Source organism: Sorangium sp. So ce145, from assembly GCF_051525985.1.
Lineage (GTDB): Bacteria > Myxococcota_A > Polyangia > Polyangiales > Polyangiaceae > Sorangium > Sorangium cellulosum_B.
Genome location: NZ_CP150315.1, coordinates 10,071,933 through 10,087,564 on the forward strand (window position 1 = coordinate 10,071,933; position 15,632 = coordinate 10,087,564).

The 15,632-nt window shown below is 70.2% G+C and carries 14 protein-coding genes; 6 read left to right on the top strand and 8 right to left on the bottom strand.

What is annotated here, in order from left to right; genetic code table 11:
* Positions 1 to 18 precede the first annotated feature (18 nt).
* Positions 19 to 342 carry a thioredoxin gene (gene trxA, locus WMF34_RS37320; protein WP_012239959.1) on the bottom strand — a complete coding sequence of 108 codons (324 nt, stop codon included), beginning with the start codon at positions 340 to 342 and terminating at the stop codon, positions 19 to 21.
* 362 nt (positions 343 to 704) lie between these two features.
* Here trxA and WMF34_RS37325 point away from each other — a divergent pair, with 362 nt between their 5' ends.
* Positions 705 to 1,427 carry a polyprenol monophosphomannose synthase gene (locus WMF34_RS37325; RefSeq protein WP_012239960.1) on the top strand — a complete coding sequence of 241 codons (723 nt, stop codon included), beginning with the start codon at positions 705 to 707 and terminating at the stop codon, positions 1,425 to 1,427.
* A gap of 37 nt (positions 1,428 to 1,464) precedes the next feature.
* Here WMF34_RS37325 and WMF34_RS37330 read toward each other — a convergent pair whose 3' ends face one another.
* A complete protein-coding gene (locus WMF34_RS37330; protein WP_437990791.1) occupies positions 1,465 to 2,874 on the bottom strand; it encodes a serine/threonine protein kinase in 1,410 nt (469 codons plus the stop codon).
* 135 nt (positions 2,875 to 3,009) lie between these two features.
* Between WMF34_RS37330 and WMF34_RS37335 the strand changes: the two genes are divergently transcribed.
* Positions 3,010 to 3,912: a slipin family protein gene (locus tag WMF34_RS37335; protein WP_012239962.1), complete on the top strand. Its 903-nt coding sequence runs from the start codon at positions 3,010 to 3,012 to the stop codon at positions 3,910 to 3,912.
* On the top strand, positions 3,909 to 4,850 hold the full coding sequence (locus WMF34_RS37340; protein WP_012239963.1) for a hypothetical protein: 942 nt from the start codon (positions 3,909 to 3,911) through the stop codon (positions 4,848 to 4,850). Before WMF34_RS37335 ends, WMF34_RS37340 begins: the two co-directional genes overlap by 4 nt.
* Before the next feature lie 10 nt (positions 4,851 to 4,860).
* Here the strand turns inward: WMF34_RS37340 and WMF34_RS37345 are convergent, their stop codons facing one another.
* The 3 genes from WMF34_RS37345 to WMF34_RS37355 form a co-directional block, all read right to left on the bottom strand.
* A complete protein-coding gene (locus WMF34_RS37345; protein WP_012239964.1) occupies positions 4,861 to 6,096 on the bottom strand; it encodes an STAS domain-containing protein in 1,236 nt (411 codons plus the stop codon).
* 271 nt (positions 6,097 to 6,367) lie between these two features.
* Positions 6,368 to 6,985, bottom strand: coding sequence for a hypothetical protein (locus WMF34_RS37350; protein ID WP_012239965.1), 618 nt, complete (start codon positions 6,983 to 6,985; stop codon positions 6,368 to 6,370).
* Positions 6,986 to 7,153: 168 nt separating this feature from the next.
* Positions 7,154 to 7,537 (bottom strand): hypothetical protein, encoded by a 384-nt coding sequence (locus WMF34_RS37355; RefSeq protein WP_012239966.1) that lies wholly within the window; start codon positions 7,535 to 7,537, stop codon positions 7,154 to 7,156.
* Positions 7,538 to 7,998: 461 nt separating this feature from the next.
* Here WMF34_RS37355 and WMF34_RS37360 point away from each other — a divergent pair, with 461 nt between their 5' ends.
* Positions 7,999 to 9,885 carry an APC family permease gene (locus WMF34_RS37360; protein ID WP_012239967.1) on the top strand — a complete coding sequence of 629 codons (1,887 nt, stop codon included), beginning with the start codon at positions 7,999 to 8,001 and terminating at the stop codon, positions 9,883 to 9,885.
* 31 nt (positions 9,886 to 9,916) lie between these two features.
* Here the strand turns inward: WMF34_RS37360 and WMF34_RS37365 are convergent, their stop codons facing one another.
* Together WMF34_RS37365 and WMF34_RS37370 are read right to left on the bottom strand one after the other, a co-directional pair.
* Positions 9,917 to 10,876, bottom strand: a complete 960-nt coding sequence (locus WMF34_RS37365; protein WP_157907182.1) for a gluconeogenesis factor YvcK family protein — start codon at positions 10,874 to 10,876, stop codon at positions 9,917 to 9,919.
* 45 nt (positions 10,877 to 10,921) lie between these two features.
* A complete protein-coding gene (locus tag WMF34_RS37370) occupies positions 10,922 to 11,938 on the bottom strand; it encodes a DNA methyltransferase (RefSeq protein WP_437990792.1) in 1,017 nt (338 codons plus the stop codon).
* Positions 11,939 to 12,535: 597 nt separating this feature from the next.
* On the opposite strand from WMF34_RS37370, the gene WMF34_RS37375 reads away from it, so the two are divergent.
* A complete protein-coding gene (locus WMF34_RS37375; protein WP_231865087.1) occupies positions 12,536 to 13,423 on the top strand; it encodes a hypothetical protein in 888 nt (295 codons plus the stop codon).
* Between the two features lie 184 nt (positions 13,424 to 13,607).
* Here the strand turns inward: WMF34_RS37375 and WMF34_RS37380 are convergent, their stop codons facing one another.
* Positions 13,608 to 14,528, bottom strand: a complete 921-nt coding sequence (locus tag WMF34_RS37380; RefSeq protein WP_437990793.1) for a transposase — start codon at positions 14,526 to 14,528, stop codon at positions 13,608 to 13,610.
* A 414-nt stretch (positions 14,529 to 14,942) separates the two neighbouring features.
* On the opposite strand from WMF34_RS37380, the gene WMF34_RS37385 reads away from it, so the two are divergent.
* Complete coding sequence (locus tag WMF34_RS37385; RefSeq protein ID WP_012239973.1) at positions 14,943 to 15,455, top strand: hypothetical protein; 513 nt, start codon at positions 14,943 to 14,945, stop codon at positions 15,453 to 15,455.
* Positions 15,456 to 15,632 lie beyond the last annotated feature (177 nt).

The window sequence follows — 15,632 nt, forward strand, 5'->3', positions numbered from 1 at the left end:
GTCAGGCGCAGCCGCGGATCAGACGCCGAGCTCCCGGAGGAGCTTCTCCTTGCTCGCGACGCCGGTGTACGAGCCCGCCTTCTCGCCGCCCCGGAACAGGATGCACGTCGGAACGGCGCGGACGTTGTATTTCTGGGCGAGCTTGGGCGCCGCGTCGATGTCGAGCTTGCCGACCTTCAGCGTGCCCTGGGACTCCTTGGCGATCGTCTCGACGATCGGCGCGAGCTGCTTGCAGGGTCCGCACCAGGTGGCCGTGAAGTCCACGAGCACCGGGATCGGGGAGTTGATGACCTCGGACTCGAAATTCTCGTTGGTGAAGGTGACGATGTGCTCGCCTGCCATGATTGTCTCCGTCGGTGCCGCGCTGTTCATGTTCGGGGCCGCGCCTGTGGTGCGCGGGGCGCGCCCCGTGAGTTGACCGAGGCCGCGCCGGCCTATCGGCCCGATGCAGAGCGGACCGCCCTGTCGGGAAAGGAAAGTACCCGGCGCGCACGCCTCCGGCAACCCACAAGGCGCTCGCGGCGCGCCCGCGGAACCTTCCGCCTGCGCCGTCGTTTTGGTAGATCGCCCGGCGCCGGAGCGCCCGTGCTGGCCGACGCAGCGGAGGCCTGAGCGCGAGCGGACGCCCGCGGACTTGGCGCGCGACGCCGCACGGCGCGCGCGACCCCGCGTGCGAGCGCCCGCTCGCGCGGCGCCGAGCCAGGATGGCCCCCCGAACCCTCATCATCACGCCGACGTACAACGAGCGCGACAACCTCGCCGAGTTCGTGAGCTCCGTCCTCGCGGCGGCCCCGGAGGCGCACGTGCTCGTCGTCGACGACGCGTCGCCCGACGGGACAGGCGCCCTCGGCGACGAGCTCGCCGCGCGCGACGGGCGCGTCCGCGTGCTCCACCGGGCGGCGAAGCGCGGGCTCGGCACGGCCTACCTGGAGGGCTTCCAGCGCGCCCTGGACGGCGGCTACGACGTCGCGTTCGAGATGGACGCCGACCTCTCGCACGACCCGCGCCACCTGCCGGCGTTCCTCGACGCGATCGCGCGAGGCGCCGACGTCGTGCTCGGCTCGCGCAACATGCCGGGCGGCGGCGTCGAGGGCTGGGGCCTCGGGCGGCACGTGCTCTCGAAGGGCGGCTCGCTCTATGCGCGGACGATCCTGGGCGTCGGCATCCGCGACCTCACGACCGGCTACAAGGCGTTTACGCGGCGCGCGCTCCTCTCGCTCGATCTCGGCAGCGTGCGCTCGAACGGCTACGCCTTCCAGATCGAGACGACCTACCGCGCGCTGCGCAAAGGGCTGCGCGTGGTCGAGGTGCCGATCGTGTTCGTCGACCGCCGCGCAGGCCGCTCGAAGATGAGCCGCCGGATCTTCGCCGAGGCGATCGTCGAGGTCTTCCGCCTGAAGCTCGACGCCGCGCGCGGTCGCCTCTGATCGCGCGGCCCCGCCGGAGCGCGAGCGCGCGCTGCGCTCAGCGCTCCCCCGCGCGAGGCGACCGCGAGGCGGCGCGCGTGCGGCCCGGCTCGTCGATCTCCAGCTCGTCGAGCTCCTCGTCCAGCGCGACGTCGCCGTCGTGGATGCGCGATCGACCGGGGGCCTCCTGCTCCTCGAAGCGCACGCGCGCCGCCGCGGCCTGGCCGCGCTGGGCCGTGTCCTCTGGCGCCGGGTGCCCGCGGACGACGCGTGTGGCGCGGCGCAGCGCGAGATCGGCGACCCGCCCGGCCCTGCGCACGTTCGGCGCGGCCTTCTCGCGCAGCACGCGGCCGAACACCAGGGACAGCAGCGTCAGCACCGTCGGGACGATCACCCCGAGCGCGAGGCCGACGGCGATGCGCGCGACGGTGAGGCCGAACAGCGCGGCGACGAGCGGCAGGCCCACAAGGCCGCGATCGAGCGACGGGCGCCCCTCGTGCCGGCGCGCGCGCCGCTCCTCCTTGCGCGCGCGCTTCTCTTCCTTGCGCTCGTCCTTGCGCGCGCGCCGCTCGTCCTTGCGCTCGTCCTTGCGCGTGCGCCTCTCTTCCTTGCGCGTCCCGCGCTCCGCGGAGCCCTCCGCGGGCTCGCCAGCGCGCGGCGTAGGGGGGGGCGCGCCGCCCGCCTCGAGCCCCGAAAGGAGCGGCGCGATGCGCGCGGCGCGGCGGTCCGGGTCGGGCTCCAGCATCGCGGAGAGCGCCCGGACGAGGCGCGGATCGGCTCGATCGCCGAGGGCAGCGGGCACGTCGATCGCGAGCCCTCGGTGCGGCAGGTTCTCCGGCTCCTCGCCGGTGAGCAGGCAGAGCGCGGTCGCGCCGACCGCATAGACGTCCGACGCGGGCAGCGCGCGGCCCTGGAACTGCTCCGGCGCCATGTACCCGAACGTGCCGACCACGGTGCTCCCGCCCTCGGGACGCATGCGATCGCGGACCGCGCCGAAGTCGACGATCGCGAAGGAGCCGTCGGGCCTGCGGATCACGTTGTTCGGCTTGATGTCGCGATGGATGACCGGCGGCGCGCGGCCGTGCAGGTAGTCGAGCACGCCCGAGGCGTCCCGCAGGAAGCGGAGGACGTCGTCCCGCCCGAGCACCGCGCGGCGACGGCGTATCGCGCCCAGGCTCTCGCCCTCGATCTTCTCCATCACCAGGAAGAGCGCTCCGTCCTCCTCGAAATGATCGAGGTAGCCTGGCAGGCTCGGGTGCGAGAGCGACGCGAGCACCCGGGCCTCGCGCTCGGCGAGCTCCACGCTCTTCCAGCTCGAGGCGCCGCGGATCTGGAACCGCTTGATCGCGACGAGCTTGCCGAGCCGCTTGTCGACCGCCTCGAGCGTGTGCCCCTGAGCCCCTTCGCCGAGGGCGCGCGTGATCGCGTAGCGGCCGTCGCGCAACGCCTGGCTCGGCTCGGCACCCATCGAGGGAGCGAGAGTACACCGCCCGGACAACGACACCAGGTCGAAGCCGCGCCTGGGCGCCCGCGAGCGGGCGCGAACGTCCGGACGCCCGCCGACGCGCGGTCCGCGCCATCCGCTCTGCTAGAGTCGCGAGCGATGTCGCTGATCCTCACCGTGCTCGGGCTGTTCGCCGCGCTCTACCTCCTGTCGGGGCTGCGGCAGATCAACCAGTGGGAGGCCGCGCTGCGCTTCACGCTCGGGAAGCTGACCGGCCGCGTATCCCCCGGGGTGACGCTGTTCCTCCCGGGGATCCAGGAGCTGCGGCGCATCGACACGCGGATGAAGAACCGCGATCTCCTCCAGCAGATGGTGATCACCCGCGACAACGTGACCACGATGGTCGACGCGGTCGTCTATTACCGCGTCGTCGATCCGGAGAAGGCCACGCTGGCCGTCGAGAACTACGAGACGGCGATGAAGGATCGCGCGAAGGTCGTGCTGCGCGACGTGGTGGGCGAGACGCGGCTCGACGAGCTCCTCGCGCACCGCGAGGAGGTCGCCGCCAAGGTGCGCGCGCAGGTCGAGGCGGTGGCGGCCGCGTGGGGCCTGCATGTGGAGATGATCGGACTCCAGGACATCGCGCTGCCGCCCCAGATGCAGGAGGTGCTCGCGAAGGGGGCGATCGCCGAGCGCGATCGGCGCTACGTGGTCATCAAGAGCGAGGCCGACGTGGAGAGCGCGAAGAACTTCGCGGAGGCGGCGGGCATCCTCGCGCGCTCGCCCGGGGCGATGGAGCTGCGCCGCTTCGAGGCGCTGGCGAACCTGAGCCAGGGCAACACCAAGGTGATCTTCGACCTCGCGAAGCCGTACGACGACGTGCGGCACGCGGCGGTCGCGATGGCCGAGGCGGCGGCCACCGAGGCGAAGCCCGTGCGCGTCCAGCAGGGGCAACGCGCGGTCGACGCCGAGGCGCAGCGCGAGGCCGAGGCAGCCCTCGAAGAGGAGGCGGCGATCGAGGAGCAGCGGACGGCGCGGCGCGGGCGCATGGGCGGGGCGTGATCCCGGCGCTGACCGCGCTCAAGGCCGCGGCCGCGGCGCTGCTCGAGGCGCGCGGCGAGCGCGGGCTCTCCGCCCTCGTCGCCGGCGGGGAGCTCGCGCTCGCCGCCCCGCCCCAGCGGTGGACGCTGGGGTCGCGCGAGGTGAGCGCGTCGCGCCTCTCGCTGGCCGTCGACGCGCCCGAGTTCGCGGCGCTCACCGCGGATCCGAGCCGCCTCGCGGCGGTGAAGGAGGCGTTCGCGAGCGCGGTCCGCACGCCGGAGACGGAGCTCGCCGATCTGTCGCTGGTGCTGCGCCTGCCCGGCGTCGGGCGCGGGTGGAGCCAGATCTACCGGGAGGCCGCCCTCCCGGCGGCGCCGGAGCGGCCGGCTCCGGACGCGGTGCTCGGCGGCGCGGCGGCCCTGCTCGAGGCGTCGGGCGACGCGCGGGGCGCGGCGATGCTCCGCCGCGCGCGGCTCGAGGCGGCGCAGGTCGCTAGCGGGGGCGCCGCGCTGGTGCGCTGCGTGGTGCGGCTCGAGCCAGCGGATCGCGCGGCGCTCGACCGCGACGGCGAGCGCGCGGAGCGGCTGCGGCGGGCGGTGCGCGACGCGGGGACGCGCGCCTCCGAGGCGATCGCGTCCGTGGAGCTCGCCACGGCGCTCTACCCGCTCGGCGGCGCGGCGGCGCCGGAGGCCCGGCTCGCGCGGGCGCTCGCGGCGCGCGGCGCGGTGGCGGTGACCATCCGCCGCGGTGACGGGCCGGAGGGCGAGGGCGTGGAGCTCGCGGTCGTGGCGTCCGGCGAGCTCATGCGCGTCCGGATCACGGCGGCCCCGGAGCGCGAGCACGGCGGCTGGAGAGCCGAGGGGATCCGCGCGATCACCGTCACAGCCGGGGACCTCGCGACGCCGGAGCGGACGGAGGAGCTCGCCGCGCTGCTCTGCGGCGGCGGCGAGCTCCCGTGACGCGCCGCGGTCAGCCCCGCGCCAGCAGGCCGGGCGTCGCGGCGCCTGCGCCGGCGCCGGGCGTCGCAGCGCCGTTGCGCGGGGGGTTCTCCGGGCGGGTCATGCTCCGGATCGCATGCTGGAGCGCAGCGCGGAGGTTGCGCTGCGTGTTGAGCTGCGAGAGGTCGAGCCCGAGCGCGACCATCGTCTGCGCGACGTTCGGCTTGATGCCCGCGACGATCCCGTCCGCCCCGAGCAGCCGGATCGCCGTGACGAGCTCGATCAGGTGGCTCGCGACCTTCGTGTCGACCACCTCGACGCCCGTCAGGTCGAGGATGGCGAAGCGCGCCTGCTTCTCCACGATCTTCGAGAGCAGGCTATCCATCACGTCGGCGGTGCGCATGCTGTCGACCGTCCCCACCATCGGCAGCGTGAGCACGCCGTCCCAGACCTCGATGATCGGCGTGGAGAGATCGCGAATGACCTTCTGCTGCGCCTCGATCTGCTGCAGCTGAGCGCGCAGCTCCTCCTCCGTGCGCTTGGACTCCGAGATGTCGAGCGCCAGCCCGAGCACGCCGCACACGGGCCCTCCGCGCTCGTCCTGGAGCGGGGTGATCCAGTTGTCCCAGTAAGCGCCGAACGCGTCGGTGCGGAAGCCGCGCACCTCCCCGTCGAACCATTGGCGCAGATCCGCGGCGGAGAGGTTGATGCCAGTCGTTTCCGGCTTGTCCGCATAGATGTCGAACCAGCTGGCCCCGACGAGCTGCCCGGGCTTGAGCCCGGCGGCCCCGAGCCCCTTGCCGCCGTGATAGAAACAGACTCCCTCCCTGTCGATCGCCCAGAGAACCAGGTTGTCCACGTGCTCGGCGATGCTGTCCAGCATGCGCGCCTTGTCACGGAGGGTCGCCAGCTCCTTGTCATCGCTCTCGGAGGTCGGCTGGAGCGATCCGAAGACCGCGCTGCGATCGGGCGATCGCCTCGCATTGCACAGCAGCGGCCGATACGCCCCGCGCGCGTCGCGGAGGCGGACGCGGAACGAGACGGGCTCGCGGGTCTGCTCGAGCTTCGCCCATGCTGCAAGGAGCGCTGCGCGATCGTCCGGGTGAGCGAGCTCTGCGAGCGAGGTGCCCCCCTCGCTCGCGGGACCGATGACCTCCCGCAAGGCATCGCTCTGGTGAAGCAGTCCGCCCGCCGCCGAGGCGACGAAGAGCAGCTCTGGACAGCTGGCGAAGAACTCCGCGAACAGGGCGTCTGAAGTAACATTCATCACACGAGCACTCCCCTGGAGCTCAGAAAGGCAGCAGGGTATCGCATGCGACGCTCTCGGGGGAAGACAGTCGGCCGCAGCGGCTCATGGCGACGGGGCACGTACGACGACATCTACAACGACGTATGAGAGAGGACGACGTTACGCGCCGCACAGCCGGCTGGGAGCGTGAAAACACCCACTCTTTCCTGGATTATGGTCGCTGGTTCGTCGCCGTTCGCAACGTCGAGCTCAGGGATCGGCAGGCTGCCGCGGCGGCGAGCCCCTGCGCTCACCGCTCCGCCAGCCGCTCGGCGAGCCACGCCGGATACCCCTTCGATTCAATGGACGTGAGGCCGAGGTCGGGTACCTCCACGAACACCGCGCGGCCCACGGCGTAGAGCGCTTCCAGCAGGATCGCTGGCGGACCGAACGCCTCGAGGCCCAGCGACCAGGCCGCCGGAGCAGCCGCGCCCTCGCCTTCCGCCACGGCGACGCGCGTCAGCTCGACAGCGCACCCGGCTCCGGGGTGCGCGCCGTCCATCACCTCGACGGCGCGCCCGCCCACCAGCCCGAACACCCGCACGCGGCGCTCCTTCGTGAGAGTCGTCCACCCGCTGTCATCGTCGTCCGTCGACGAGACGGTGAGCTTCGTCCACCGCTCCAGCTCACCCAGCACCGTGGGAGAGAGGTGGATGGATCCGAAGGTGCAGACCCGAAACTTGACCTCCAGGCCCTTCGGCCGCCCGCCGCGCTTCTTGATCCCGAGATCGGCGCGCCGGAGGCGCCGGTAGCGGTCATGCCGGGGCGCCTCGGAGAACGCACGCGAGAACCACGACACGAGCCGCGCCGCCCGAGCGTCGTCCGCAGGCAGAAACCAGCGGACTTCGATGCTCTCCCGGATGTCCATGGCGTCCTCCCGGCCGCGCGCTGGCGGCGCGTCCGCGCCACCGCCTCCATGATGCCAGAAACGGGGGCACGTGCCGCCGGCGCGGCGAAGGTAGGATCTCAGGTCGGGCTGCCTTCCGCCGGAGCACGCACGGCTGCAGGCGGGCGAGCGCCCCTGCGCGTCTCTGGCTCAGGCCCTCGACGACGCCCGGTACGAGTCGGACACGACCTTCTTTGCGAAGTCGATGATCGGCTCCCTGGGGACGTTCTGGATCGCATACTTGACCGCGTAGCCGCCGGCGAGGACGGTGAGCTGGCGCAGGATCTTTGAGCTGGCGAGCACGCCAATCGCAAACGCCGCTCCGCCGATCGCGATCGGGACGATGTACGGGACGTCCTTGACCTTGGTCTGGATGTCCTTGGCGAACTTCAGCAGCATGTCGAGGCTCACCGCGCCCTCGCCCCCCTGCGTCTGCGGCGCGCCAGCCTCGTGAGAGCCGGACTCCTGCGAGCCGCCCTCGTAAATCCCGTTCTTGTACCCGCCTGAAGTGTACTGGTCGTTACCGATACTCATAGCGCTCTACCTCGTCCTGAGATGATGAGCCACGGAAGTGGCGATAGCTCCCGGCGCCATGCGAAGCACATACCAGCCGCAAGCGCCGGGGCGGCCGGCGCGCTGCCACGCGTACGCCCGCGCGGCTCGCGCGGCAGCGGGCGAGCCGCTTGCTCCAGCGGCGAGCGCGCTCGCAGGCGAGGGCGCCCGCCTGCGATGAGGCAACTTGGCCGGGCGTGGCAAATGATCCCACATCGATCGGCTCACACGATATCGGCTCGCATCGGAGGAGAGGCTGGCCCTGCAAACCTCGAATGCGGCGGGCTGCCGCCACGCTCATGCAGGCGACGCTCGTGCTCGAGCAGCACCGCTGACGAGCGCTCGGCGCGAGCGTGGAGCACCGGTTGCACGCTGCGGCTCCGACCGACGCGCGCGCGACGGAGCTCGCTCCCGGCACACGCCTTGCGTGAGCTGCCTTACCCATGTCGCTCATGACGGTGCTGTTCGGCCGGCGGCTGGCCTCGGATGAAGAGGAGAAGGAACAGATCGGCCCGCTCTCCGGGATCCCGGTCCTGGGCCTCGACGCGCTCGCTTCCGCGTCGTACGGCCCCGAGGCCGCGCTCACCGTGCTCCTCCCCCTCGGCGCGCTCGGCGTTCACTACATCGTGCCGCTCAGCGCCTTGGTCATCGGGCTGCTCGCGATCGTCTACGTATCGTACCGCCAGACGATCGCCGCGTACCCGAACGGCGGCGGCTCGTACATCGTCGCGAAGGAGAACCTCGGCACGCGCGCCGGCCTCGTCGCGGCGGCGGCGCTGCTCATCGACTACGTGCTCAACGTGGCGGTCGCCATCTCCGCGGGGGTGGGCGCGCTGGTCTCCGCGGTGCCCTCGCTCCTGCCCCACACCCTGGGCCTCTGCCTCGCCGTCCTCGTCGTGCTCACCGCGGCCAACCTGCGCGGGCTCCGCACCGCAGGCCTCGTGTTCCTGGTGCCGACGTACGCATTCCTCGGCTGTCTCTTCGCGGTGATCGGGATCGGGATCGGGAAGACGATCCTCCACGGAGGGCACCCGCCGCCGGTGGTCGCACCGCCCTCGCTGCCGGTCGCGCTCGGGACCGCGAGCCTGGCGCTCCTCTGCCACTCTTTCGCGAGCGGGTGCACCGCGATGACCGGCGTGGAAGCGGTGAGCAACGGCGTCCCTGCCTTCCGCAAGCCGAGCAGCGAGCAGGCGCGCCGGACGCTCTCCTACATCGTCGCCTCGCTCGGCATCCTGCTCGCCGGGATCGCGATCCTCGCGCGGGCATACGGCATCACCGCCACCGAGCCCGGCAAGAGCGGCTATCAGAGCATCGTCTCGCAGATCGTCGGCGCGGTCGTGGGGCGCGGCCCGTTCTACTACGTGACCCTGGCCGCCGTGGTGGCGGTGCTCATGCTCTCGGCCAACACCAGCTTCGCCGACTTCCCGCGCCTCGGTCAGCTCCTCGCGCTCGATCGCTTCCTGCCCGAGCCCTTCATCCACCGCGGCAGGCGCCTCGCCTTCTCCTACGGAATCGGCGTCCTCGCCGGGCTCTCGGCCCTCCTGCTCGTCGTCTTCCAGGGCATCACCGACGCCCTCATCCCGCTCTTCGCGGTGGGCGCGTTCCTCGCCTTCACGATGTCGCAGGCGGGGATGACCGCGCACTGGCGCAGGGTCGGCGGCAAGCGCTCCCGGCTCCACCTCGCCGTCAACGCGACCGGCGCCACGGCCACGGCCGTCACGCTCGTCGTCATCATCATCTCGAAGTTCACCGAGGGGGCGTGGATCTCGACCCTGCTCGTGCTCGGGGCTTTTCTCATCTTCTGCAATGTGCGACGCCACTACAAGCGCATCGACGAGGCGGTTCGCGCCCGCGCGCCGCTCGACCTCACCCCGCCTCCGCCGCCGATCGTGGTGGTCCCGATCAGGCGCTGGGATCTCGTGGCGCAGAAGGGGCTCCGCTTCGCGCTCCGTCTCTCGCCCGAGGTCTACGCGCTCCAGGTGCTCCTCGACGATCCTCGCGTCGAGGACCTGAGCGGCGAATGGCACGATCTGGTGGAGGAGCCCGCGAAGGAGAAGGGGGTGCCGGCGCCGCGGCTCTCGGTGGTGCGGTCTCGCTACCGGCGGCTCTTCAGGCCGCTGCTCCGCTTCGTCACGACCCTCGCGCACGCCCACCCGGACCGGCAGGTGGCAGTCGTCGTGCCAGAGGTGATCGAGTCACGCTGGTACCATTACCTGCTCCACAACCACACGGCATCGGTCCTCAAATGGCTCCTTCTCTTCCGGGGCGGGAAGGGCATCGTGATCGTCAACACGCCTTTTTATATGCCCGATGCACCGGAGGCCGCCTGATCGTCGCGCGCGGCCACGCCGGCCCGAGGCCTCACCACCACGAGCGCTGGCGGGCGAGCGAGACGATCGCGGCCGAGAGCTTGCGCGGGTCGTGGCGAATCAGCTTGCCGCCGAACAGCAGGTCGGCAGGGACGAGGAGGTCGGAGGCGAGCGGTTTGTCCGGCGAGGTCACGACCGGCTCAGAGCCGGCGGAGGCGTACTCCTCGAGGCCCTCGGAGGGCCAGACGTCGTTGACGAGCACCGCGTCGAGCCGGGCCTCGCCGAGGTACATGGCGATGGTCCCCACGAAGTCCTCGACCGTGTAGCCGGGGGTCTCGTTGGGCTTCGTCATCAGGTTGCACACGAACATCGCGCGGGCGCGGCTCGCCGCGATGGCCTCGCGCACCCCCTTGACCAGGAGGTTCGGCACGAGGCTCGTGTAAAGATCTCCCGGCCCGAGGATGATGAGATCGGCCTCCGCGATCGCGTCGAGCGCCGCTGGATACGCCTGGGCCTCGGGATCCAGATAGACCGAGAGCACCGGCGCATCGAGCATGTCGGAGAGGTTGTCAATCGACGCTTCGCCGCGGATGGTCCGGTCGTTCTCGAGGTGCATCACGAGATCGACGTGATCCATCGTGACCGGGAGGACGCGGTTCTTGACGGAGAAGATCTCGTGCAGGCGCTCGACCGTGAGGGGGAGCGAGCCGGTGAGCTCCTGCACCGCGGTGAATATCAGGTTGCGCAGGGTGTGCCCCCCGAGGCTCCCCGAGCGGAAGCGGTGGCCGAGCAGCTCCTTCAGCGCTTCCGGGTGCTCGGACAGGGCGACGAGGCAACGCGTGAAGTCGCCTGGCGGCAGGAGGCCGTACTCGTCCCGGAGCCTCCCGGAGCTCCCGCCCGAGTCCATCATGGTCACGATCGCGGTGATACGGACGCTCAGGTCACGCAGGCCGGTGAGGAGCGTGTAATGGCCCGTCCCCCCTCCCACGGTCACGATCTTCGGCGTCGCCATGGGGGAGCAGGCTACCATGCGGACGAGCGGGGCCGATACCGACCGTCAGGCCGCCGAGATCTCGACGCGCGGCTGCGGCGCGCACTTCGCGAGGCGGCGCGACGCGACGGCGTGGTACGTGGGCGCGATCTCGGCGCTGTAGCAGCGCCTCCCTGCGTTGAAGGCCGCCACCGCGACGGAGCAGAGCCCCCCGAATGGCTCCCAGACGACATCGCCTGGATCGGACGATGCGCGGATGATGCGATCGAGCAGCTTGAGGGGCTTCTGGTTGCCGTGGATCGACCGGGTGTCCTCCTTGAAGCGTTCGGGGCCGCGGACCGCCGGCTCCTGCCAGACGTTGGTCACGCCGACCTCGCAATGGAACTTGGCTCTCAGGGTAGCCCACTCCTCGCCCGTCAACGGCCGCTTGCCATCGACCGAGAAGTAGGGTCGCCCCTCGGGGCGGCCGCGCGCGTTCGCGAAGGCGGCGATCTGCTCGAACGCCGAGGCCGGGGGGTAATACCAGAGGTGGCAGCGGGTGAAGTACTTCCTCGTGGCCGCGTTCTTCACGCCGCATGCCTCGTTCGTCTGGCGCAGGGGGAGGCCCGAGCGCTCCCATTCATGCCGCAGCCAGGTCTTGAGGGGCAGCCGCACGCCGGCGCTCTCCAGGAGGACCTTGCGCACGTACTGCACGCACACCTCGCTCACCACGGGGAACTTGCGCAGGGTCCGGGTGTTCGCGTTGCCCGCGATGTGGGCGATTCCCTTGTCCCAGACGTGGCAGGTCCGGTACTCCCAGCCGTGCTGCTCGAGCAGCGGGTGAACCGTCGCCCAGCCGATCTCCGTCCCCCAGAACCAGAGGGTGGCGGACGGCAAGGCGCGCTCCGACCAGACGGCGACGTGGGGCGCGTACCACGCGGCGAGCCCGTCGTGCGTCGGGGGATCGCCGGGAAAACCGGAGACACCATAAGCACCGTCGGAGACAATCACGGTGGGTCTCGGCCAGGAGGCGTAGTGCTCCAGCGCGTCGCCGAGCGTCAGGGTGGGGTGGAGGTTGGTCGATGCGCGCTTCACGGGGGGCACGCGGCCATCCAATCGAACTGCGCGGATCTGTCAACAAAACGGCGGAGTTCGTCCCCGGCGAGCCGCCAGGACCCGCGCGCCACGCGGCGCGGGCGGGCGCGCTTCGCCAGCGAGCGCGAGCCCCGAGCGCCCGGGATGGGCCGATCCGTGCGACATCGCCGCCCTCCAGTCGACGTCGGGCGCAACGTCGGACGCAACGTCGGTCGCGTCGGGCGCAACCTCGGTCGCGACGGCCACGGCCACGCGTCGGGCGCAACCTCGGTCGCGTCGGGGGCCGTCGGGCGCAACGTCGGTCGCGTCGGGCGCAACCTCGGTCGCGACGGCCACGGCCACGCGTCGGGCGCAACGTCGGTCGCAACGTCGGTCGCGACGGCCGCGCCCTCTCCGTACCGGCCGTGATCCCGGCGCCACCGCAGCGCCGCCCCTGCGGTGGGCATCGACGCGCGGATCTGCGAAGACGTGCACGGAGGTCGCCGCGAGGAGACAGCCTGTGGAAATGAGGGGAATACTATCCACGCAGAATCGCGCACGGCCCGCGTGCCGCCTTCGTACCGGTGATTGAAGAGATCGCTCGTTCGGCGTATGTTCGGTGGCTTGGTGCGCAACTTCGCTTTGCCGGCGCTCCGCGGCGATGCCCGCGATGAGGCCGACACCGGTGTGACCAGCCTACGCGGGGCCATCGATTCCACACGGGAGGAAATCATGAATGCATTGAAGCGCATGAGCTCGAGAGCTGCTGTTCGCGCGCTCCCGGCCATCGTTCTGGCCGGGGTGAGCCTGCTCGCGCCGCGCCCGGCAAAGGGCCAGACGGCCGGAGAGCCGGACCATTTCTACTGGGCCGACACGCTCGTGACCCACATCGCACCGGCAAACAACGAATATGGAAACGGAACGACCTATGTTTATTGGGCCGGCGTCGGAGGATCCACGGATTACCGGAGCCGCAGCCTGTGCGCGTCGTTCGTCACGAACGTCCTCAAGCAGGCCTATCAGCTGTCCGCCTACGACATCAATACATGGTTCGGCAGCATGAGCCCGAACGCCGCGCTTTACCACGATAAGATCATCGAGGAGGTCGGCTTCGAGCAGATCGTGACGGTGAGCGAGATCGAGGCCGGCGATATCGTCGCGATCGAGTATCCGGCGGGGAGCACGGCGAGCGGGCACGTCGCCATCGCGGCAGGCGCTGCGGTGCCACGCGTGGCGACCTATCCGTTCGTCACGGGGACAATCCAGTACTCGCTCCTCGTCCTCGACTCGAGCACCACGGGCCACGGGACAACCGACACCCGGCGCAACGCGGACGGCTCCTGGCACGCCGGTGTTGGCAGGGGCGTCATGCGCCTCTATGCCAACAGCAACGGGACGATCGTGGGACACGCCTGGAGCACGCAATCGGGATCGACCTACTATGGGACGCAGATGCGCGATATCGTCGTCGGCCGGATCACCGAGCCGTACATCGAGCTCCCCCTACCATTATAGCGACACGCACGGACCGCCCGCGCCCCCTCGACCACCAAGCCGGCTCACGCAATCCCGGCGCCCTTGACGTGTAGTTTCCCACGAAAACCAGGTGCGCGTTCATGCACGCGAACGGAGGGCGTCTGCCGCTCACTCGCCCTCGTTCAGCAGCCCAGGTGCCGCGTCGGCATCCCGATCGTTCCTTTTACGCTACGAGCGGATCATCGTTCACGGCCACGCCATGGAATACGCGCATCCACCACGTTTGTGCCGGAAACACCACGCTGCGCAGCCCTGCACGCCATCGTTGAAGCGCCTCGCGGTACGCTGCGCGAAATGCCCGGACAGCGGCAACCGCGGTCCTTCGTGCGTCTGCATGTCCTCTCCCCACCGCAAACGTCGGATTGAGGCCGAGAGGCGCCTCGAAGCTCGTCGCGCGAGCGTCGGGCGACACCGTGCATGCGCGCTCGGGGCCGAGGAAACCGCGGCCAGCTCGATGCATCGCGGCGTGCGCCTCGGCTTCCTTCCGCTCCAGCTCCGCCGCCACCTCGCGCCGGAAGGCGTCAGCGTCATCATCCGCCACGGCTGGCGGAAGCGAGATCGCAATGGAGGCGTCCTCGGGCCATACAGGATTGTTCGGAGCAAAGTAGACGTCAGGACGCCTCGCCCGCAGCTCACCGCGGCCGATTTCGTTGACGAGCACCTTCGCTCCCGGCCATTCCTTCGCACGTCGCACCAACCCCGCCTCGACCGGGTTCGCCAGTGAATATGAAATCTTTTCCACCACGGCCGCCCGCGTCAAGAGGCGAACAACGCTGGTTGCTTCGTGGCCCCACACCGGCCCCTCCCAGGTTCGGAGCACCTTGGTCCCCAGCGCCACGAGGCGATGAAACAGCTGCAGGAATCGCGGAAGCACGCCTTCGACGTCAGTGATGACGATGTGCAGGTGCGTGGACATAGCACACAATGCATGCAGGCGAATGCCGTAGCGCCTGGCCGAAACCGCGAGCGCATAGATGATCAGCTGAGTAATCGCGGCATCCGGTCTGAAGAGGAGGTGTCGCCGCAACGCGCGTCGTGTGAGGAGATAGGTGGCACCTGCAACGATAGCGCGGGGCTGGCTCATCGCTGCCGACTATGCCAAATGCGTGCCGCGGATTGCGGCCAATGATTTCGCACACTTGAATCTTCGAGAACCTGGCGGTTGCTGTTTTCCGCCGGCGCCCGCCATGGCCTATGCCCGGGACCGCCTCATAGACAACACGTATCGGGTCTCACCACCAAGGCAACGTCGGTCAGACCGGCCGGGCCGGCAGACCGGCAACGTCGGTCAGGTCGACAGTCAACGGCAACGTCGGTCAGCCCGGCAGTCAGCTCGGCACGGGCCCAACAGCGGCCTCCGTTTCCGGTGGCACAGGCCAACAGCGGCCTCCGTTTCCGGTTGACATCTGGCACGGCGCATGGATCAACCACATTGCGCGCGTTCATGGTTGTCGACCTCGTGCGATGCTCTCGCCCGCCATGCTGCTGGAGAACTCCCATGCACCGACCCCTCCTCGCCCAAGGCCTCGTGCTGTCGCTCTCGCCGTTCGGGTGCTCTACTAGCCCGGAAATTCCTGAAGCGTACGGCATGGCGGTCATGACCGTGAACGGGGAGAGCTTGGTGCTTGACACGGGCGATAGCGGCAAGCTGCCTGTCGCCGGATTCGACGACAGCTGGGACGTTGACTGCTCCCACATCAATGGCGAAACCAATCTGGAGCTGGTGGATCACTCGAAGGACAGGAGGGGCTTCTACTACCTCGATCTCCATCTGCTCGGCAGCAAGCGCAAGGGCGGCGACGCTGCTGTCGTGAACATGCGAATGTACGTCGACGATGCGCTTTTTTATGGCTCTTGCCACGCGACGCTCCGGACATCGTCCGAGGACTCGCACGAATGCAAGTTCTCTTTCGCTGACTGTGGCCTGAACTTGCTCGGCGCTGCCCAGGACGTTGTCCCAGCGCGCCTCGAGTTCGCGTCATTCCGCTTGAAATGGTGCTTCGTCCCCTGAGGGGGCGGAGCGCGATATGTCCAAGGACAGCTCCTCCGCGGCGCGTCGTCGCGCAAGGACGACCGAAGCCGCTCCACAGGGCGTCCCGACAGCGCGCGAGGCGCTCGCACCGGGCGCGACGTCGGGCACGGCGTGCCGCAATGAGGCTTGGAGGAGCGCCCCGAAGCAGCTCTGGCC